This is a genomic window from bacterium (genome assembly GCA_012517375.1).
In the GTDB taxonomy this organism is placed as follows: Bacteria; Hydrothermota; Tepidihabitantia; order B3-TA06; family B3-TA06; genus JAAYVC01.
Window position 1 is genome coordinate 1 of the sequence record JAAYVC010000025.1, and the last position, 18479, is coordinate 18479.

Annotated in this window: 25 protein-coding genes; 20 read left to right on the forward strand and 5 right to left on the reverse strand. The window is 49.2% G+C overall.

Annotated features, from left to right (window positions below; translation table 11 throughout):
* Window positions 1-141, reverse strand: a 141-nt coding sequence (locus GX441_02955; protein NLI97601.1) for a hypothetical protein, incomplete at its 3' end; no start/stop codon positions are given.
* A gap of 157 nt (window positions 142-298) precedes the next feature.
* On the opposite strand from GX441_02955, the gene GX441_02960 reads away from it, so the two are divergent.
* The 16 genes from GX441_02960 (at window position 299) to gcvH (ending at window position 11285) form a co-directional block, all read left to right on the forward strand.
* Window positions 299-1003, forward strand: a complete 705-nt coding sequence (locus tag GX441_02960; GenBank protein NLI97602.1) for a hypothetical protein — start codon at window positions 299-301, stop codon at window positions 1001-1003.
* Window positions 1004-1195: 192 nt separating this feature from the next.
* Window positions 1196-1825: a hypothetical protein gene (locus GX441_02965; GenBank protein ID NLI97603.1), complete on the forward strand. Its 630-nt coding sequence runs from the start codon at window positions 1196-1198 to the stop codon at window positions 1823-1825.
* A 9-nt stretch (window positions 1826-1834) separates the two neighbouring features.
* Window positions 1835-2410: a hypothetical protein gene (locus tag GX441_02970; protein NLI97604.1), complete on the forward strand. Its 576-nt coding sequence runs from the start codon at window positions 1835-1837 to the stop codon at window positions 2408-2410.
* Window positions 2411-2577: 167 nt separating this feature from the next.
* Window positions 2578-4113, forward strand: coding sequence for a TldD/PmbA family protein (locus GX441_02975; GenBank protein ID NLI97605.1), 1536 nt, complete (start codon window positions 2578-2580; stop codon window positions 4111-4113).
* Window positions 4106-5443, forward strand: coding sequence for a hypothetical protein (locus GX441_02980; protein ID NLI97606.1), 1338 nt, complete (start codon window positions 4106-4108; stop codon window positions 5441-5443). Before GX441_02975 ends, GX441_02980 begins: the two co-directional genes overlap by 8 nt.
* Window positions 5444-5982: 539 nt before the next feature.
* Window positions 5983-6861, forward strand: coding sequence for a heterodisulfide reductase subunit F (locus GX441_02985; protein NLI97607.1), 879 nt, complete (start codon window positions 5983-5985; stop codon window positions 6859-6861).
* 2 nt (window positions 6862-6863) lie between these two features.
* On the forward strand, window positions 6864-7490 hold the full coding sequence (locus GX441_02990) for a 4Fe-4S dicluster domain-containing protein (GenBank protein ID NLI97608.1): 627 nt from the start codon (window positions 6864-6866) through the stop codon (window positions 7488-7490).
* Complete coding sequence (locus tag GX441_02995; protein NLI97609.1) at window positions 7483-8388, forward strand: CoB--CoM heterodisulfide reductase subunit B; 906 nt, start codon at window positions 7483-7485, stop codon at window positions 8386-8388. Before GX441_02990 ends, GX441_02995 begins: the two co-directional genes overlap by 8 nt.
* Window positions 8366-8608, forward strand: a complete 243-nt coding sequence (locus GX441_03000; protein NLI97610.1) for a hypothetical protein — start codon at window positions 8366-8368, stop codon at window positions 8606-8608. The genes GX441_02995 and GX441_03000 overlap by 23 nt, the downstream gene beginning before the upstream one ends.
* Window positions 8609-8831: 223 nt before the next feature.
* Window positions 8832-9098: a carboxymuconolactone decarboxylase family protein gene (locus GX441_03005; GenBank protein ID NLI97611.1), complete on the forward strand. Its 267-nt coding sequence runs from the start codon at window positions 8832-8834 to the stop codon at window positions 9096-9098.
* Window positions 9099-9115: 17 nt separating this feature from the next.
* Window positions 9116-9346 (forward strand): sulfurtransferase TusA family protein, encoded by a 231-nt coding sequence (locus GX441_03010; GenBank protein ID NLI97612.1) that lies wholly within the window; start codon window positions 9116-9118, stop codon window positions 9344-9346.
* A gap of 81 nt (window positions 9347-9427) precedes the next feature.
* On the forward strand, window positions 9428-9841 hold the full coding sequence (locus GX441_03015) for a pyridine nucleotide-disulfide oxidoreductase (protein NLI97613.1): 414 nt from the start codon (window positions 9428-9430) through the stop codon (window positions 9839-9841).
* A 1-nt stretch (window position 9842) separates the two neighbouring features.
* Complete coding sequence (locus tag GX441_03020) at window positions 9843-10193, forward strand: hypothetical protein (GenBank protein NLI97614.1); 351 nt, start codon at window positions 9843-9845, stop codon at window positions 10191-10193.
* A gap of 1 nt (window position 10194) precedes the next feature.
* Window positions 10195-10551 (forward strand): hypothetical protein, encoded by a 357-nt coding sequence (locus tag GX441_03025; GenBank protein ID NLI97615.1) that lies wholly within the window; start codon window positions 10195-10197, stop codon window positions 10549-10551.
* Between the two features lie 8 nt (window positions 10552-10559).
* Window positions 10560-10853, forward strand: a complete 294-nt coding sequence (gene dsrH, locus GX441_03030) for a sulfurtransferase complex subunit TusB (GenBank protein NLI97616.1) — start codon at window positions 10560-10562, stop codon at window positions 10851-10853.
* Between the two features lie 9 nt (window positions 10854-10862).
* Entirely contained in the window at window positions 10863-11285 is a 423-nt protein-coding gene (gene gcvH / locus GX441_03035) for a glycine cleavage system protein GcvH (GenBank protein ID NLI97617.1), read from the forward strand.
* Between the two features lie 87 nt (window positions 11286-11372).
* On the opposite strand, the gene GX441_03040 is transcribed toward gcvH, so the two are convergent.
* Window positions 11373-11801 carry a hypothetical protein gene (locus GX441_03040; GenBank protein ID NLI97618.1) on the reverse strand — a complete coding sequence of 143 codons (429 nt, stop codon included), beginning with the start codon at window positions 11799-11801 and terminating at the stop codon, window positions 11373-11375.
* A gap of 111 nt (window positions 11802-11912) precedes the next feature.
* Here GX441_03040 and GX441_03045 point away from each other — a divergent pair, with 111 nt between their 5' ends.
* Complete coding sequence (locus GX441_03045) at window positions 11913-12620, forward strand: hypothetical protein (GenBank protein ID NLI97619.1); 708 nt, start codon at window positions 11913-11915, stop codon at window positions 12618-12620.
* A gap of 6 nt (window positions 12621-12626) precedes the next feature.
* Here GX441_03045 and GX441_03050 read toward each other — a convergent pair whose 3' ends face one another.
* Window positions 12627-12956 (reverse strand): DMT family protein, encoded by a 330-nt coding sequence (locus GX441_03050; protein NLI97620.1) that lies wholly within the window; start codon window positions 12954-12956, stop codon window positions 12627-12629.
* Window positions 12957-13064: 108 nt separating this feature from the next.
* On the opposite strand from GX441_03050, the gene GX441_03055 reads away from it, so the two are divergent.
* On the forward strand, window positions 13065-14444 hold the full coding sequence (locus GX441_03055) for an aldehyde dehydrogenase family protein (GenBank protein NLI97621.1): 1380 nt from the start codon (window positions 13065-13067) through the stop codon (window positions 14442-14444).
* Window positions 14445-14628: 184 nt separating this feature from the next.
* Entirely contained in the window at window positions 14629-15027 is a 399-nt protein-coding gene (locus tag GX441_03060; GenBank protein NLI97622.1) for a hypothetical protein, read from the forward strand.
* A 158-nt stretch (window positions 15028-15185) separates the two neighbouring features.
* On the opposite strand, the gene GX441_03065 is transcribed toward GX441_03060, so the two are convergent.
* Entirely contained in the window at window positions 15186-15977 is a 792-nt protein-coding gene (locus tag GX441_03065; protein ID NLI97623.1) for a PhzF family phenazine biosynthesis protein, read from the reverse strand.
* 402 nt (window positions 15978-16379) lie between these two features.
* Window positions 16380-16892 carry a DUF2284 domain-containing protein gene (locus tag GX441_03070; protein NLI97624.1) on the reverse strand — a complete coding sequence of 171 codons (513 nt, stop codon included), beginning with the start codon at window positions 16890-16892 and terminating at the stop codon, window positions 16380-16382.
* Between the two features lie 74 nt (window positions 16893-16966).
* Here GX441_03070 and GX441_03075 point away from each other — a divergent pair, with 74 nt between their 5' ends.
* On the forward strand, window positions 16967-18289 hold the full coding sequence (locus tag GX441_03075; protein NLI97625.1) for a site-specific DNA-methyltransferase: 1323 nt from the start codon (window positions 16967-16969) through the stop codon (window positions 18287-18289).
* The last annotated feature ends 190 nt before the right edge of the window (window positions 18290-18479 follow it).

Below are 18479 nucleotides of genomic sequence, written 5' to 3' on the forward strand. Positions count from 1 at the left end.
CAGCTCCTCTGTCGTTAAGGTCCCGGAAGGCGTAATTTCGATGACTTTGGCCTCAAAGTTTCTTCTTTCTGGAGCTTCAATACCGCTAGCCATAACGCTTGCTAGGCTTAAGATGAGCATTGCCGCCGATGCTTTTTTCACTTAAGACCTCCTTTTGGTATAAAATCGGGTTGTTAAATATATTTATTCTTTCCTTATCTTCTAAGACGAAGCTAATATTCTTTTGTTTCACTTCATTATCTCCTCTTGCATACCTCCTCCTCCTCGCTATAATGATTCAAGAGCAGAGGAGAAATAAATGAACTGTCTTACCTTACTGCTATCGCTCGTTTCCTCGCCCTGGCACTTCGGGCTGAATTCGGGCTGGGCGGCAGGGCTTTACGCAATAGACGTAGAAAATGTTGATTACACTAACGCCAATTCTGGCTGCCATGTGGTGGGTGTAAGACCGGCAATAGCGCCGCCCGGATTCTTTCATCTCGCATTGAGCCTTGAGGACGAGCGCTCAATCGGCTTCGCCACGAGTCTGGAAACGCACTACAAGACTTACCGGGCTACGGCGCACATAGAAAAGATCCCTTACTACCCGCTGCCGGTTGACGCCACGCAGGACATTCCGTACGTTCACGTTCAGTGGGCATGGGGCGTTCAGAAAACATTGAGCGTTGCAGAAGGCAGGGTCCTTTTCCCTTTGGGCCTTTCACTTACCAACAACTGGATAATCCCTGCCGCAACCCAGGATATGGTCGAAGAATATATAAACACCCTCAGCCTGAACGATATTGAAAAGCTCGTAAACGACTATACCATGGCTATCGACTCGATTATCGAGAAGCCTATGGGCGTAAGACTCAACCTCGGACTTGATGTCGCCATCGTCAAGACGCCCGGTTTTTCATGGCTTGCAGGCATGGGTCTTGACTGGAATATTCTCTTCAAAAAGACCGCAAACAACGTGGGGTTCTACCCGGTATTCGGTCTTCGCACGGGATTCAGGTTTTGAATAAATCCCAAACAAACCCGTAACACCCCGTAACGCAATGTAACAATCGTAACACCGCGCGGCAAGTCATTATCCTTCGTGAAACCAGTTATTCGATGAATTATCATTGACTCCAAAAAATATGAGTACGGGGCTTGACAAAATGCCTCAATCTCATTATCCTCTCCTCTAATAAGTGAAAGGAGGCTTTATATGCCTGGAAAAACAATCGCGTTCCTTCTGGGGGTATTGTTTCTTTCTTCCCTATCCAACGCACAGACAATGGGTGTAGGAGGAAGGGCGGACGCTTTTTCATCGGGTATCGAACTGCGGTTCATGATCCCTGTAGGTGATGCAAAACTCTTTATAGCGCCCAACGGACTCGGCGCCTATTACTTCGGGGACTCGACCGGCACCGGGTTCTACAACTTCGGGCTTAGAACGGGTTTCATGTTCAAGCCTGAGGAGTGGTTATCGCCATACTTAGGAATAGGCGGCGGTTACTCGTTCAGCTCATATTCCTACAGCAGTATGGATGTTCGCGATTCAGCATTCTATTCCTTACAGGAAATGGATTCCTATGAAAACTACGGCGGACGCATCTTTGCAGGACTCTCATTCGCTCCGTTCAGGCTCCTAAGCGGAGACATCAAGTGGCTGAAGCCACTTGACAACCTCAGATTCGAATTCGATTCCGGTTTGATGTGCGATATATACTCGCAGAAGACGGTTCAAATCTGGACCGATTCCCTTGGCGTCCAGCAGCCGCCTGAAGAATATTCAAGCAATGGCCAGCGTTTGATAGCGCCCGACCTGGGCGTAGGCCTGGTATTTACCTGGTAGGAGGAGAAGATGAAGAAGACAGCTTTACCGATACTCGCGGGAATCCTCGTGCTTGCCTCTACCGCTCTCGCTGGTCAGTCTATTGGTCTGCAGGCCGACCTGATGGGGCAGGGATTATCCTACAGAATAATGACCGCAAACGGATACGGAGCCGAACTTGTCGCGAGAGGAAGGATGGACCTGGTAGACAGCACCTATAACTTTGGCGCTGAGTTAAGACTGCTCAAGCTCTTCAATCTCGACAAAAGACTGCGGTTTTATGCGGGAGCAGGAGCCGGGTTCTGGCAGGTGAATGACCGGTATTATGCCGGCATAGACACGACCGACTCATCCGATATCTTCGAGCTTTTCACCCAGCAAGGCTTCTCGGCGGCTGCGATATTCGGTCTGGATATACTACTATTCCAGTTCTCGGACGGGTCAGGCATTTCAATAGCCCCCGAGATTCAGTTCGGGTATTACTCCCTGCCCGGCAGCTACTATTATCCTCTTTACGGGGAAGAGAAAGCCATGGACTATGGACCACCCGAGCCTTCCAGGTTCATATCGCCCGGAGCCGGGATAGGACTCAAGTACAATTTTTAGATAATTTCTTGTTCAAGGCAAGAAGCTTATCAAAGGCATTGTGAGGCCCGCCAAGGCGGGCCTCATTTAACATCAAGTCCGCTCAACCTGGGAACCATGGTTTCCGAATTCGATGCCCGGAATCTAGTCTGGCTTGACATCCGCTGGAGAGACGCTATCATCCCTTCATGAAAAAAGAGTTGTATGAAAAAGAGATAAAAACAGCTTTTCAGTACGCTAAGAAATTCTTCGATTACGCCGATATCCTTTACGAGAAGGTCGAGAAAACAGAGGCAAAAACCATAGGTTCGCAGACCTACATCACGCCCTTGAGCGTGAAGGCCCGGGTGCAGATGCGTTTCCTGAAGGACGGAAAGAAAGTTTCCCTTAAGGTAGGGGACATGGACCAAGATGCGCTTTGCGAGGCGGTCGAACGCGCCAAGGGGCTGTGGCGTATAGCCAAAAGACCCAAAACGGCCGTCAAGCTTGCATCCATACCTAATCCCAGGCGCAACGAATACGTCATCAAACCTAGGCTCGATCTGGCTAATGCCGACCCTAAAAAAGTCATAGATGCGGTGCTCAAGGCCGTGCAGAGAATCGCCAGAGGATTCGAGAGGAAGCACGCATCGTGCGGCGTGAAGATTAACCCCGAGATATGGTTCTACGCACAGAACGAGGAAAAGATAATCGCCGATACCAGGGGGATCCGCAAACGCCAGAAAATGCCCCGCACCTTCCTGCAGGTGCATACTAAGCTTAGAGACGGCAAGGGAAAGACCACGCAGACAAGGGTGCGCGTCGCTGACATAAAGGGGCTTGAGGCTCTGCTGGTCCGTACAAAAAGAGGCTACAAGTTCAATCCCAAAGCGGAATTCGAGGTGAAGAGCTGGATGAAGAAGGCGGTCTGCCTGCTCGACGGAATCTCGCTTTCAGCCGGTGATGTTTCGAGGATGGATCATCTCATTCTCGACTTCAACACCCTGGGCGTTTTTATCCACGAAGCGCTGGGTCACAACTTCGAAGCCGACGGTGTAAAATCCGGTGTTTCCGGGGTTGCCGATGCCGAAGGAAAGCCGCGCGGCGTGGTTGCCGCTTCAAGCGTCGACATCATCGACGGTCCGCTAATCAAATACGCAGGAGGCAAGCCGGATATGAGAGCGGGATTCGGCACCGAGCTCATAGACGACGAGGGCGTAGAGGTGCAGCCTAAGATACTGGCTAAGGCAGGAAAGGTCGCAGAGTTCATCCACAACCGCGAGACCGCAGGATACTTCAATAAAAAGCCGAACGGCGGCGCGTTTTCCCAGCTGGGCGACCCCCAGGTCTGCAGGATGTCCAATACCTACATGCTTCCGCGAGACAAATCGATAATACGAAAGAGCCTTAAGGATTTGATAAAAGACGTGTCCTACGGCGCTATCCTCGAGGGTACGCTCGGCGGAGCGGTCTCCAAGGACGGGATGTCGTCCTCAATCCAGATAGGCTACCTCGTAGAAAATGGAAAGATAACAAAGACCCTTAATCCCGCCAACTTCTCGGGCAAAAGCATGTACGCGCTTCGATACATCGACGCCTGCGCGGGCGAGATTCGGATAGACGACGTCGGCTTCTGCGGCAAGGAAGCCCAGCACCGGCCTGTAGGCGACGGAGGCCCCCTGTGGACCAGGTTAAAGACCAACGAGTACATTCAGTTAGCCGTTCAGGGAGGCCGGGATGTTTGACGATATCAGGAGAATCATCTCAAGGATTGCCGCAAAATACAAAGTCGAAGACTTCGAGATTAACCTCTCGACAGGCGACAACACCTCATTCAATATAGAGCAACGTGATTTGACTATTTCGACCCAGGTTGGCGTAGCTTCTCTTGGGCTGAGGCTTGCAAAAAAGGGCAAGCTTACATACGCATCCTCGACCGTCTTCGACGAGCATACTCTCGACCGTGTCATTTCTGCCGCTTTGACCAACCTCGTCCCGACCTCACTCAAGGGTTTTGTGGCGATTCCCCCAGGCAGCTCATCGGACTATTCAGACCCTGAGGTCGCGAGGCTCATAAAGAATCCAAAGGCGCTTCAGGACATTTTCTCGGAGATGGTCAAGCAAACGTGGTCCGAAGGCAAAGGCCGGTTCGAACGCCTTAACGGCAGCGGAGCCGTCTCGCAGGGCGAAAGCTGGGTTTATACGTCCCGCAGCAAGGAACCTTCCTATATACGCCAGACCGCTTTCGGCGTCAACGTAGACCTTGACAGCCGCGACTTCGATTTCTTAACGGGCCGCAAGCTGGCATCGGAGTCGAAGATCGCGTCCCTTGGAGCCGGCCTCGCAAAAAGCCTGCCCAAGGGTTCGCTTAAGCCCTCCGACATAGGAGTCAAGGGCCAAGTCGTTGAAGTTATTCTGCATCCTATGTGTCTTCAGGGTCTATTCGGTCTGCTGGTCGCGGAGCAAATCTATGCTACAAACAAGCTCCTGGGCATATCGAAGTACAGAGTCGGCGATGCGCTTGCCGCGCCCTCCGTAACCATCTATGACGACGCGACACATCCCGATCTCTTGTCATCATCCCCTACCGATGATGAGGGAACACTCTCGCGCCGCATCCCCATTTTCGAGGCAGGAACGTTCAAGAGCTTCCTCTACGACGCGGAGACCGCCGTTCTCGATAAGACCTCGTCAACCGGTTCGGGCATGCGGCGCCCGGTTCTTGCTGAAGAGACTCACGAAGCGCCTGTGCGTCCAACCCTGCGCTCGCTCGTCATGGAGCCGGGAGAGCACAGACTATCCGATATGATACGCTCGGTCAAGAAAGGCGTACTGCTCAAGTTTCTTTTGGGCATCCACACGGCCGATAAGGTTACGGGCGCGTTCGCCAACACTGCGTTCCTGAGCCGCGTCATCGACGCTGGCGAGACGGTCGCAACGACCGAGCCGGGAACCTGGGCGATGCGCGGAAACGCTCTCGAACTCATAAAAAACATAGAGGCAATCTCCGCCGAACGCCTGAACCTCGGCTCCGGCCTTCTGCCCTGGGTAAAGACGCGGCTCGCGGTCGGCTGATGACCACAGAGTACAAAGATTCAATTCAGGCGCAAGCTATAAGGTTTGTGCCTTACCTTTAATCCCTCCCCTGGTGGGAGGGAACAGAAGGGAGGGGGAAAGGATTTCGTACCCCCCCACCCATCCTCCCCCACAAGGGGGGAGGATGGGTGGGGCTTTTTGGCCCCCCTTTGAAGGGGGGAGGGGGATTCCACCGGTCTTTCGGCATCGCTCACGTGGGGCGTACACCTTCCTTCAAAAGAGATGCCCCTGATTCGCCGCCTTCGATTCTGATCACGAAACTTTAATCCTGACCGGCCGTCCAGAAAACGGTTTGAAGCTACCTGGATTTTTTCACATTTTGCTGCCAAACTTCTCCGACCGGGTCACCAAAAGGACGTCTCCGGCGTTCTTTTGGGGCTAGTTTGACCATCTTTTGTCCATCTTCTGACCATCTTTTGACCATCTTTTGACCAGCTTTTGTCTATAAAACTGGACTTCATGGAGTTAAACCAGGCTTGAAGTTGACATCTCTCTATATCTTCCTATAATATCGGCTAATGGAACAAACCTCTGCCGTGAGCGAACGGCTCTACTACAAACGCGAGAACCCGTACCTTCCTATGCCTATGAAAATCCGCGACATACGCGTGGAATCCGAGGACGGGATGCTCAAAACGTTCGACCTTGAGTTCGTAAATCCTCAGGATAAGGAGGCTTTTCGCTTTCTGCCAGGCCAGTTTTGCGAGGTTTCCGTGCTCGGCAAGGGCGAATCGCCGTTCGGTATAGCCTCATCACCGACTGAGACCGACTACGTCCGCTTCACTGTAAATCGCGCAGGGCTAGTAACTAACACAATGCATCAGCTCGAGGCCGGCGACCCTATCGGAATGCGTGGTCCCCTTGGCAACTGGTACCCTCTGGAGCAGTTCAAGGGGGCAAATCTCGTTATAGTCTCTGGCGGATTTGCATTTACAACTCTAAGATCAGTAATAAGGTATCTTATGGACGGGCATCGACCCGACTTTAAGGATGTTACCGTTATCTACGGCGCGCGCACACCCGGGATGCTGCTCTATAAATCCGAGCTTGAGGAATGGGCGAAACGCGAGGACTTGAAGATTCATCTTACCGTTGATACCGAGGCAAAGGGCTGGGAAGGTCTCGTGGGATTTGTACCGACAGTTACGGAAAAGATTGCACCAAGTCCAGATAATGCTTTACTTATCATGTGCGGGCCCCCGGCTATGATACGCTACACGCTGCCGGTGGTCACAAAACTTGGTTTTGCGCCGGAGAAAATCTATACTTCCCTTGAACGCCGCATGAAGTGCGGGATAGGGAAATGCGGACGCTGCAATATAGGTCCTTACTACGTCTGCAAAGATGGTCCGGTATTTTCGCTTGCGCAATTAGAAGGTCTTCCTAACGAGTACTAAGGATGTCTGGAGGAAATTTGGAAGAAGAAAATGTGATTGATAACGAAGAACAAAGACCGGCAGAGCCGGATTCAGCCGAAGGGATAACCCGTACTGAAGCTCAAAAGGTGGTCAGGTTTGAAGATTTGAACCCCAGCTTCAAATATGAGATTCAAGCTGAGCCCAACGGAGAATTTATTACTCGCTGTTATGCTTGCGGAACTTGCACTGCATCGTGTCCGGTCCGTGCAACGGATGATAGTTTTAATCCACGCAGAATAATACACATGGCACTCCTCGGGATGAAGGAGCAGGTATTGAAATCCGAGTTTGTATGGTTATGCTCAACCTGCTACTCGTGTCATGAGCGTTGTCCACAGGATGTCCGAATTACAGAGATGATGAACGCTTTAAAAAATCTCGCAGTCAAGAGCGGTTACATTCACCCTGCGTTCACCGCGCAGATAGACCTTATCCAGGGTCATGGCAGGCTTTACGAGGCCGACGACTTCACGAACAAAAAAAGAGTAAAAGCCGGACTTCCAGAACTTACGGAATCACCTGAACCCATAAAGTCCATCTTCAGGGCTACCGGGCTCTACGATTACTCGACCGATGCGAAAAAGGATAAGGAGGGTCAAAATGGCTAAGAAGCTTGCACTCTATCTAGGCTGCACCGTGCCCGTACGCGCCCAGAATTACGAAATTTCAGCCCGTGTAATAGCGAAGCATTTCGGCATTGAACTGGTCGATATCTCCTCCTTTACCTGCTGCGGGTTTCCTATAAAATCCGTCAGTCAGCAGTCAGCGCTCGTAATGGCCGCAAGAAATCTCGCCCTTGCGGAAAAAGAAGGCCTTGATATGACAACACTCTGCACCGCTTGCACAGGAACCCAGGTTGAAGCGAACCATGAGTTAAAGCACAACGCAGAAAAGTTGGCTGAAGTCAACAAGATTCTAAAAGCTGAGGGGTTAGAGTACAAGGGGACAGTTAACGTACGTCATTTTGCACGGGTGCTTTATGAAGATGTGGGTATTGACCGCATTCGCGCAGAAGTAAAGGTCGATTTGCAGTCAACTCCGATTGCTGCGCACCCGGGATGTCACTTCTTCAAGCCTTCTGAGGCTTTCGAGAACTTCGATGACCCTGAGAACCCGCATGTTTATGATGACCTGATAAATGCAACAGGTGCAAAAAGCACTTTCTACTCGGAACGCGAACTATGCTGCGGAGGCGGCATTCTGGGCATACGGGTCGACATAGCTTATGCAATGGCCGGTCGCAAGCTCGCGAGCATCAAGGCATCCGGCTCGGAGGCGATGGCTCTCATATGCCCTTTTTGCAATGTTATGTACGAGCAGAACCAGAAGAAGATAGAGAAGGAGATGGAACAGGAGTTCAATATTCCCTCTATATATTATCCTCAGCTTCTTGGTCTTGCTCTCGGTTACACGCCTGACGAACTGGGCTTTTCCATAAATCGCGTTAAACCTAAAGAGATTCTTCAAAGAATTGGAGCAATTAGTGAAAAACCTGCTGCAGGGTGATTTTGACGAGGAGATCCCTCTCGGTCATGCGATTTTTCTCATAAGCACCGGGATAAGAGGTGCACAGATGATACCGGAGATGATGAGTTTTCAAGTCGACGGCAAAATCTATGATGCGTCCAAGATAGCATCCGATATCTTCGATGAAGAGCTTCTTTCAGCATTAGATAACCTGCGTTCAATCCTTCGCGCCAAGGCAGAAGAGGAGCAGCAATCGTAACCTTTTTCCCCAAGGAAATACTTCGTATTTCCTCGGGGACCCCGACGGGTCTCAAGTTTATAGTAAAGTCGTTGATTACTTCTTTTGAAGTAAAAATGAGCCGCCCTTTCTTTTATGCAGCGGGGTTTTCAGTATGAATCCAAAGGATAAATCCGAGCAGAAGGTCATATCCAAGGCTCAAGTACGCTACCGCCGAGAGGTTGGCGAGACGGCAGGAGCCTTTATGCAGTTCTGGCGAAAAACCAAGGAAGAAAGCGCCATACCCACTAAGTACAAGGAGCTTATGCAGCTTTCGATAGTTCTTGTTCAGCATTGCAGACCCTGCATAAGGCTTCATACTGAGATTTGCGTGAGCGTAGGTTGTACGCGCGAGGAGATACTCGACGCTGCGAACGTAGCTTTGGCAATGGGCGGGGGACCGGTATTTGAATACATAGGTTATCTTGTTGAGGCGCTTGATGAGTATCTGCCTAGACAAAAACCGGTTTAGCAAAACAGGAGAAGATTATGGAAAAAGACTCGACTTTTGACGCTCGCGGGCTTCTGTGTCCGATGCCTATTCTTAAAACGGCGCAGAAGATAAAAGAGATAGAACCGGGACAGGTGCTTGAACTGCTTGCCGATGATGAAGGCGCAAGAGAAGACGTTCCGGCCTGGTGCGATCAGACAGGCAACGAGTTTCTGGGCATGGAAGAAGAGGGCAGCGTTCTGAAATTCTATATCCGTCGCAAAGCATAAAGTCCGGAAGGGCTTTATGGCGTCGAAGCATGGCTTCGAGATGCAAAAAGGAGGACTTTTAATCCTCTGAAAGGAGCTAAAATGGCGGAGAAAAAAAACATGCTTGCCATGGTGGTAAGCGAACAGGTCCTTGAAAAAACAATGGCGGCAATGATGCTTGCAACTACGGCAGCAGCTTCAGGAATGGAAGCGCATCTTTTCTTTACTTTCTGGGGACTCAATGCTCTCAAAAAAAAGTTTTCACCCAAGCTAAGAGGTATGATGAGCATAGGAACCGGTATGATGAACTCAAAGATGAAGAAACTCGGAATCGCAACGTGGCCCGAACTCCTCAAGATGGCACAGGAGACGGGCGTTAATCTCTATGCCTGCAACACAACACTTCAGCTTTTCGGCTTCAAGAAAGAAGATCTTCTTGATGGAGTAAGGATAGTGGGTGCGGCTCAATTTCTGAAGATGGCTTCAGATGCTTCAGTCCAGCTTTTTATAGGTTAACATGACTGTGGGTTTTCTTCTGCGTACAGGACCATATACGTCCCAGAATATTGACACTGTATACCGCCTCGGCAAGCGTCTCATTGACAAAGGGCACGCTCTCAAGCTCTTCCTTTATGAGGACGGGCTAATTGCCCTTAACAAGGATATTAAATCCCCTCAGGAGCGCAATCTTGCCGAGATGATGGCAGAACTCGCCGCCCTTGGTGCAGACATCAAGGGATGCGGAACTTGCGCCTCTTTTCGCGGACTCAAGAAGGACCAGATCATCGAAGGCGCCAAGCTTGGCGGCATGGCAGTGCTCGTGAACTATATAGGAGAGTGCGACCGGTTCCTCTCCTTTGGATTTTGACATGTCGAAGAAAGTAATAGTTCTCATTCGCACATCGCCCTACGGCATGGCAACGGCAGGCGAAGGATTCCGTGCAATCATCGGGCTCGCCGGAATGGGCGTTGAAACGCATGCCGTTCTTGCCGATGACGGAGTGCTCGTTGCCTTGAAAGACCAGAGCCCCGAAGCTCTAGGCATGCACAAACTTTCCGAGGCATACTCCCAGCTCTCCGATTTCGGCGCTAGACTCTATCTTCACTCCCCCTCCCTCGATGCTCGCGGCATCTCCGTTCAAAACTGCATTACCGCTGAAACGCTTGACGATCAGGCGCTCGCGTCCCTCATAGCCTCGGTCGATCATGTCATAAGCTTTACTTAGGCTGTTTTATGGGTACACTCTATCTTGTTACTCGTTCGCCTTTTGAGCGCGGTTCGTGGGAGCTTGCGCTAAGGCTTGCCGCTCCCGGAGACGGACTCTGCTTCATACAAGACGGTGTTCTTGCCGTTCGAGGTCCCGAGCCGCTCGTTGCGAAGATTTCCGAACTTGAGCAGTCAGGGATCCGAATCTGGTATCTTAAAGAGGATCTTTCTGCCCGCGGGCTCCAGGCCGCGCAGGAAAAGACGATTGATTACGACAAGCTCGCGGAGCTTGTTACAGAGTTTAAAAGAATCATAACCTAAGGAGGATTTATGGCAGAAGTTGAAGGCTACAACCTTCCCGATGAGCTTTATTATCACAAAGAGCATATGTGGGTTAAAAAAGAAGGAGATCTTGTCCGGGTAGGAATCAACGATTTCAGCCAGAAGCTTGCCGGAGAACTAAGCTTCATTGAACTTCCCGATGAAGGCACGGAAGCCAGCGCGAACGAGGTCATAGGTTCTTACGAAACAGGCAAGTGGATGGGCAAAATCTACGCTCCAATATCGGGTGAAGTGGCAGAAAAGAATTCCGAACTAGAAGATGACCCGACCCTCATAAACTCCGATCCTTACGGTAAGGGCTGGATTTATACCATGAAACCAGCAGACCCTTCAGAGGTCGACGGTCTTATGAAGGGTGAAGCCGCCGCAACCTGGCTTAAAACCGAGATCGAGAAGCACGGTAAGAAATAGTTTTTTCCGTGAAGTCGCTCTCCAACTTTACGGAAACCTAATTTACGGTTCTTAACAGCAGAAAGGTCAGTTTAAAGTCTGACCTTTCTATTTTTTGTCTTCGGGGTGAATCTCAAATGAATCTTTTGAAACCTTAACCCTCCATGGCGCTCCGAGCGCCCAGAGTATGGTCAGTCCGCCACCGACAACGAGCACAGTCCCTCCTACTAATAGAATTGCCAGCTTGCTCGTGGGCTCCGGGTCAAACACCGCAATCAAAATCAAGACAATGCCCATGCCTGCAACGCCCATGCTGCCAAGAACCGTTACTATCCTCTTAATGGGTGTTCCTCCCTTAGCCCGTGCAGCGGCAATAAGAGCGATGGCAGATGCCACGTCTTCTTTGGTGAGTTTCCATCCTGCGTCGTCCACAATAGTGAAGGGCTCCTTTTCCTTATAATATGGAATGGCCTTTTCGAAGAATTGCGGGTCGCTTGTTTTCAGTTCTTTTCCATCCTGCACATGCTTTTCATCCATTATCATATTTTAGAATGATTAGTTTGCATGTCAACTTCCACTAATGAATCCGTCATCTCTTGACAAATGCCTTTTGGATAGAGTATAATCATTTCAAAAAAGACGATACGGATGGTCAAGTTTTCGGCTAGTTTTTTTTGTGCTGTTACGGTTTTCTTTTTTATATCTGGATGTAGTAAACCGGACGATTTCGAGCTGACTGTGGTTCCGAAATCGATGGACGCTATTGCCGGTCAGCGATGCGTCTTCCTTGTTCAGCTTCCCGAGGAAGAAAGAGATTCGGTACCTGTGTACATAAATGGACGTGTCAAAGATAAAGGCGCAATCATAAGCTACTCTCCCGTAATTCAAGCCGGTGTCGCTGAGGTTACCTTTTATCCTGATTCTTCAAGCATAGGAGACACTTTAACAATGGAGATTCAAGCAAGCCGGTCTGAAAATGAAATATCAACAGAAGAAGTATCTATAGCAGTCCTGGATTGGGATGAAGGTCCTCAAGATGAAGCGGAGGAGATTCGGGACACATTCATATCCTGGCTTTCTGTTAATTATCCAGAACTTGCACTCGATAAAGAGGGCTGGATTGGAACAACCGTCAGCCCGGGAATATTGGAAGTCTCTCATTATTTGTTTTTTTCAGATAACTGGGAGTTTCACGTATCATGGCACATAATGATAGCGCCTTACGATTGGGCGGAGATGTATCTCAGAAGACGAGGATATTCGGAGACCGCACCATCATACGCATTCAAGATAGATTCATGGTCGGCAGGCGATGAACCGCATCCTACCACTCCCCCTGATTCTGTATGGAGATAAAAACCCTCACCACTTTTTGAAAACAAAGAAGACGGCTCCTATTATCAACATAAATCCGACAAGATAGTTCCATTTGAGCTGTTCCTTTAGATATACGACTGAAAATACGGCAAAAACAACAAGAGTGATTACTTCCTGCATTGTTTTTAGCTGCGCTGCCGTGAACTGGCTGTGACCGATTCTGTTTGCCGGAACCTGAAAGCAGTATTCGACGAATGCTATTCCCCAGCTGACAAGTATTACTATCCAGAGCGGGGCTGTTTTAAACTTGAGGTGCCCGTACCACGCTATGGTCATAAATATATTAGAGATCAGTAGGAGTCCTATAGTCAACATGTTAGTCCTTTTTGAGATTGATTATACTGCTTTAAGGGCTTTTAGGCAATCATTCTTGACAGTTGCGGGACAGAAGGTATAATGAGTTGAATACCCAAGGAGGCAATAGTGTCCGCAATTCTCAAGGTATACAATCCCTACGATTCATCTGTGATAGCTGAACTGAAACAAGATTCAGAGTCCGAAGTCCATGAAAAAATAGAACTCGCTCGGATCGGTCTTACGAAGATGAATGGCCTGAGTCAGCGTCAGCGAGCCGTTATCCTTAATAAAGCGGCAGATTTAATTACAGAAGACTCCGAAGATTTCGCAAAGACTCTGGTTTTAGAAGTAGGGAAGACAATAAGGGAGGCAAGGACTGAAGTCTCAAGATGTACTGAGACCCTCAGGCTCTCAGCCATAGAGGCGATTAAGCTTGCGGGTGAAGAAGTTTCATTTTCTGCCGCAGGACACCCTTACAAGCAAGGCTTCTTCCGCAGAGCGCCCTGCGGAGTTGTTGCTGCAATCACCCCTTTCAATTTTCCTTTGAATCTTGCAGCACACAAACTCGGGCCCGCAATTGCCGCGGGCTGCAGTGTCTTATTAAAGCCGGCTTCTGTTGCACCGCTTTCGGGCATAAAACTTGCCGAGTATCTTATCAAGGCCGGTTTGCCTCAGGAAGCTATGCAGGTCGTGATAGGTTCAGGTTCATCAGTCGGGAAGTCAATCGTTTCTTCAACCGTACCCAGAATGGTTACCTTCACAGGCTCAAGGGCGGTAGGCGAGGAGATTACGCGTTTTGCCGGTCTCAAAAGACTTTGCATGGAACTCGGCTCCAACTCTGCAGTAGTGATACTCTCGGACGCTGATTTAGAGAAGGCGGCAAGAAAGATTAAAGCCGGCGGATACAGCCTTGCCGGACAGGTTTGCATCTCTACACAGAGGGTGTATGCAGAGAAACAAATCTACAGCAACTTCCTAGATCTTCTTCTCTCCGAGGTTTCTAAAATCAAGACCGGAGATCCAATGAGTGAAGAGACTGATCTTGGTCCGATGATCGAATCAAAAGAGGTAGACCGCGCCCTTTCGTGGATTGCCGAGGCCGGAAAATCAGGGGGAGAGGTCGCGCTCGAAGGCGCTCGTGATGGGAATGTCCTTGGGCCATGGATTCTAACTCAAGTCCCTGAAAATCAGAAGGTTATCCAGGATGAAGCGTTTGCTCCTCTTGTTGTCGTGAATCCGGTCAGGGACTTGGATGAAGCCATAGAGAACGTCAACGCGACCGGCTACGGTCTTCAGGGTTCTATCTTTACCTCCGACCTCAAGAAAGCCTTTTACGCATGTAATGAAATAGAGGCTGGAGGAGTTCTTGTTAATGAAATACCCACCTTCAGGTCAGACCTTATGCCTTACGGCGGCATGAAGGGTTCGGGTCTGGGACGAGAAGGTCCGGCTTACGCAGTCCGCGAGATGACCGAGGAGAAACTCTACCTCTTCGATATATCATAAAAGCTGTCTGCGTAGTATTCATCATTGGAAAAGTGGGCTTTTTCACATCCCTCCTAAATGACTAACATGCCGTCGCGAGCAAGAAGAAAAGACGATCCGAGACCAATCCATTTGATGCGACATGGTATTGACAATTCCTTCGATCAAATTATATTCATTGTGTTAACCTAATCAGGAGGCGATTATGATAAAAAAGGTTTCCTTAACAGCTTTAGTGATTGCCGCAATCTTTGGATTCTCGAGCTGTGCGACGTTCAATGCGGCTAAAGAACCAGCCAAGAAATGTCTTGAAGCATGGAAAGCCGGCGACTACGAGACGGCATACTCTTACTTTGCCGATGAAGCCAAGGCCAACTACTCGCTTGAAGAGTTCACGGAATATGCAGAGGCCAACCCTGTCAAGAAATACAGCCTGAACAATGTGAGCATCTCCGCCGAAGGCAAGGGAACAATCAAAGGTTCTGTTACCTTAAAATCAGGTGAGAAACTCGGATGCAAATTCGAGGTGGTGGAGATTTCAGAAGGCGTATGGAAGATATGGATACTCCATGCTTTCAGTCGCGATATCCTCATGGAAGAATAGTACCCCAACCGATTGCTCCGCACTCGGTCGGGGACCCCATAAAATCAAGTAAAACGGATTTTATCCCTTTTGCTTGAATACAAGCTGGCTGATTTTGTGGAGGCCACCTTTGAGATAACTGAGATAACAATAAAGCGAACCCTCCGGGTTCGCTTTTTTTAAATTGTCAACTCTCCTTTGAAAATGGTTACGGATTTACCCATAAGATATACCCTGTCGCCAGTCAGGCGAACCTTAACGACTCCGCCTCTTTCAGATGCTTGATATGCCACCATCTCTTTCTTACCGATTTTTTGAGACCAATACGGAGCAAGACAGCAGTGAGCTGATCCTGTCACGGGGTCCTCGTCTATCCCGGCTCCTGGTGCAAAGAAACGGGAGACGAAATCGTATTCAGGCAAATCGGACTTTGCGGTCACTATGACTCCTCTTACGTTGAATTCTCTCAACATCCTGAAATCAGGTGACAGAGCCCTTACTTCATTTGCTGAAGAGACCTCCACGAAAAAATCAAATTTATTCTTGCCCACATAAATTGCCTTTACCCCAAGCGCTTCCAGTAGCCCAGGAGGTGCTTCAACTTGTTCCTGAGGCCTTTGCGGGAAATCAAGCTCAATCCACCCGTCCAGCATTTTTGCTTTCAGTATTCCGCTCAAAGAATGGAAACGTAGTTCCGAGTTCTCTGATTCGTACTTTTCACTCCACAGAATGTGGGCCGAGGCAAGCGTTGCGTGGCCGCACATCTCGACTTCAACCTTGGGGGTGAACCAGCGCAAGTTGTAACTATCTTTGAGTTTGTAAAGGAATGCGGTCTCGGAAAGATTCATCTCCTTGGCCATATTCTGCATCCACTGCGTCTCCCCCGGCTCCTCGAGCACGCATACTCCTGCCGGGTTGCCCTTGAAGGGCTTTCCTGTAAACGAATCTACCTGATAAATCGGAATTGACATTAATCCTCCTTAATTTATTCCTTTTAACCAGTGAAGAAGTTTGTTGTCTACATCTTCCATACAATCTAACTTGAGCATGTGGAAGTGCAACCCTTCCTTTACTTTGTGTCGCTTTGCAATCCTTTCATCCTCAATAGCAGTTCTGGAAAGGAACACGAGTTTTATTGAGTGCTTCTGAATATATATTGTAGCGTAATTGCGTGTTTTCCAGAGATTTATCGCAGTTTTTGAGGGATCAATACGAACACTGGCTTCCAAGAGTCTTTTTTCGAGTAGACGGTATATTTTCTTTAATGATTCTGATTTACCTTTTAGATGATCGTCGGATGTCCACACGCCACAAGAGTGCCACTGATTCTTTCTTTCATAAGTCCTCTTACATTTAGGGCATTGCCACATGCACTACTCGATTAAAACAAGTCCGTAATAGTTAGGTTTCTCTTGTTCATTCTTCAACACCTCAAGGGGAAAACCGTGAGCTTTTACGGTTGAGAAGACGTCAATTCCCGACGCCTCCATAGAAGGTCTAGCCTCCTCAGGATGTCTGCACAGGCCCGGGCTTGGCGGACACTCCTCGCACAAGCGGCAAGGACCGCAACCGAACGCGAAAGCCCTCTCGTGACCGTCCAGAAATATCCTGCGCTCCAGTTTTGCCACAATCCTGTTGACAGGAGTGCGCTCATCCCCATGCACAAGAAGCGCGCAGGTGTAATTCGAAAGCATGTCCACGGTCTCCTCAGGCGCGGGAGAGTGAGGGGGACAGGTTAGTCTTTTTCCGTATCCGTCGCACCCGAACTGACACTTCTCCCGGACCCACTGGGCGACGACTACGGTCTTTGCTTCGATAATCTTCGCGTCAACGGCCTTCAACCCCAGCGCCGCGCGCACGTACGAGTCGTATCCGGCTTGCTCCATAAAAAGATAATATACGGGGGAGGGTAGGGTGTCAAGCGGTATTGATTTTTATAAATCGAGCGTTATAATCAAATATGCTGGGTGTAAGCAAAGAAGCCTCTCTTCCTTTTTTGACAAGTCAAATTAAGCATACCAATCTGCGAGATGAACTGGAACTGAAATACAAAGACCGTCTCAAAGAACGCCTTGGCTACCGAAGATTGGTGACATACGTTCCCAATAAAAACTTACCTGTTTACAACTGGTTTAAATATAAAGAAGGATTTTCGAGGCAATTGGTTTTTAATCTCCTCCGTAACTGGAAGATTATACCCAATGAGATAATCCTCGATCCTTTTGCCGGGTGCGGTACTACTCTTTTAGCATGCAAGGAACTGGGGTATCGCGGGGTTGGTGTAGATATATTGCCTGTTGCGGTCTTTGTCGCCAGAGTAAAACTCGAAGATTGGAAAGACATAAACGCCTTATCGAACGCCGTTGATAGCCTTATGAGTACCCCATTTAGAGAACCTGCAGGCGGTTTCCCTGACGTTAAGATAGTCAACCTTGCTTTTTCAGCTGAAGTGCAGCGAGAGGTGCTTTTCTTCAAGGAAGAGATACTTGAGAAGTACGAAAAGCCAATCCAGAATTTTCTGATGCTTGGACTTCTAAGCATTCTCGAGAAGGTGAGTTTTACGAGCAAAGACGGGCAATTTCTGAGATTGATTGAACGCAAGACCCCGCCGGTCAGGGATACCTTGCGCCAGCATCTCTCTTCAATGCTTCTTGATTTGCGTTATAGAGAATTGAGCCTTAGTCAGGTTAAGCGTGCGAAAGTGGAAATATACGAGGGCGATGCCCGTGCAATGTCCTTACCTTCAAAATACAAAGGCCAAATAGCCGCAGTAATTACTTCTCCTCCGTACCTCAACCGATACGACTACTCGAGGACATACTCCCTGGAGCTATGTACCCTCTTTGTAAACAAGTTCGACGAATTAAGAGAAATAAGACATAGCCTCTTGCGCTCTCACATTGAATCCAGGGTTGAGAAGGATAGAGAGATTAAATTACCTGCACTGAAGGAGATACTGGATGCGCTGGCTAAAAAGGACCTCAACAACAACCGTATCCCGATTATGATCGAGGGGTACTTCGAAGACATGGCGATGTCAATTCAGAGTCTAACCCGGTATCTCAAGCCGGGTGGACGTGTGGCTTTGGTGGTCGCAAATGCCCGATTTGAGGGCGAGATGGTTCCTACGGATTTGTTATTGAGCGAATTGGCCGCCGAGGCCGGCTTGCAAACCGAGGAGATATGGGTGACGCGGTATAAAGGCAACAGCAGCCAGCAGATGGCTAAATACGGTCGGGTTCCAGTGAGGGAAAGCATTCTTTTCTGGAGAAAGTCCGCATGAACAAATCCTTGAAGGAGGCCTTGACGAGTTCCTACTCAGCCAGGGCGAAGTTCTTTTATACCCAGATAGACGGAGCGAGATGGCGAGAATTGCGCAACAGGATAAAAACCTTATCGCCTCTTGAAAGAGGTTCTTACGCAAAACCAATAGGGGTGAGTGAGCGAGCCTGGCAAACTGTTCGGGAACGAAA

Bases quoted from the DNA above. Each gene is read 5' to 3' on its own strand.
- GX441_02960 (NLI97602.1), top strand. From the start codon at position 299: ATGAACTGTCTTACCTTACTGCTATCGCTCGTTTCCTCGCCCTGGCAC.
- GX441_02965 (NLI97603.1), top strand. From the start codon at position 1,196: ATGCCTGGAAAAACAATCGCGTTCCTTCTGGGGGTATTGTTTCTTTCT.
- GX441_02970 (NLI97604.1), top strand. From the start codon at position 1,835: ATGAAGAAGACAGCTTTACCGATACTCGCGGGAATCCTCGTGCTTGCC.
- GX441_02975 (NLI97605.1), top strand. From the start codon at position 2,578: ATGAAAAAAGAGTTGTATGAAAAAGAGATAAAAACAGCTTTTCAGTAC.
- GX441_02980 (NLI97606.1), top strand. From the start codon at position 4,106: ATGTTTGACGATATCAGGAGAATCATCTCAAGGATTGCCGCAAAATAC.
- GX441_02985 (NLI97607.1), top strand. From the start codon at position 5,983: ATGGAACAAACCTCTGCCGTGAGCGAACGGCTCTACTACAAACGCGAG.
- GX441_02990 (NLI97608.1), top strand. From the start codon at position 6,864: ATGTCTGGAGGAAATTTGGAAGAAGAAAATGTGATTGATAACGAAGAA.
- GX441_02995 (NLI97609.1), top strand. From the start codon at position 7,483: ATGGCTAAGAAGCTTGCACTCTATCTAGGCTGCACCGTGCCCGTACGC.
- GX441_03005 (NLI97611.1), top strand. From the start codon at position 8,832: ATGCAGTTCTGGCGAAAAACCAAGGAAGAAAGCGCCATACCCACTAAG.
- GX441_03010 (NLI97612.1), top strand. From the start codon at position 9,116: ATGGAAAAAGACTCGACTTTTGACGCTCGCGGGCTTCTGTGTCCGATG.
- GX441_03015 (NLI97613.1), top strand. From the start codon at position 9,428: ATGGCGGAGAAAAAAAACATGCTTGCCATGGTGGTAAGCGAACAGGTC.
- GX441_03020 (NLI97614.1), top strand. From the start codon at position 9,843: ATGACTGTGGGTTTTCTTCTGCGTACAGGACCATATACGTCCCAGAAT.
- GX441_03025 (NLI97615.1), top strand. From the start codon at position 10,195: ATGTCGAAGAAAGTAATAGTTCTCATTCGCACATCGCCCTACGGCATG.
- dsrH (NLI97616.1), top strand. From the start codon at position 10,560: ATGGGTACACTCTATCTTGTTACTCGTTCGCCTTTTGAGCGCGGTTCG.
- gcvH (NLI97617.1), top strand. From the start codon at position 10,863: ATGGCAGAAGTTGAAGGCTACAACCTTCCCGATGAGCTTTATTATCAC.
- GX441_03040 (NLI97618.1), bottom strand. From the start codon at position 11,801: ATGGATGAAAAGCATGTGCAGGATGGAAAAGAACTGAAAACAAGCGAC.
- GX441_03045 (NLI97619.1), top strand. From the start codon at position 11,913: ATGGTCAAGTTTTCGGCTAGTTTTTTTTGTGCTGTTACGGTTTTCTTT.
- GX441_03050 (NLI97620.1), bottom strand. From the start codon at position 12,956: ATGTTGACTATAGGACTCCTACTGATCTCTAATATATTTATGACCATA.
- GX441_03060 (NLI97622.1), top strand. From the start codon at position 14,629: ATGATAAAAAAGGTTTCCTTAACAGCTTTAGTGATTGCCGCAATCTTT.
- GX441_03065 (NLI97623.1), bottom strand. From the start codon at position 15,977: ATGTCAATTCCGATTTATCAGGTAGATTCGTTTACAGGAAAGCCCTTC.
- GX441_03070 (NLI97624.1), bottom strand. From the start codon at position 16,892: ATGGAGCAAGCCGGATACGACTCGTACGTGCGCGCGGCGCTGGGGTTG.
- GX441_03075 (NLI97625.1), top strand. From the start codon at position 16,967: ATGCTGGGTGTAAGCAAAGAAGCCTCTCTTCCTTTTTTGACAAGTCAA.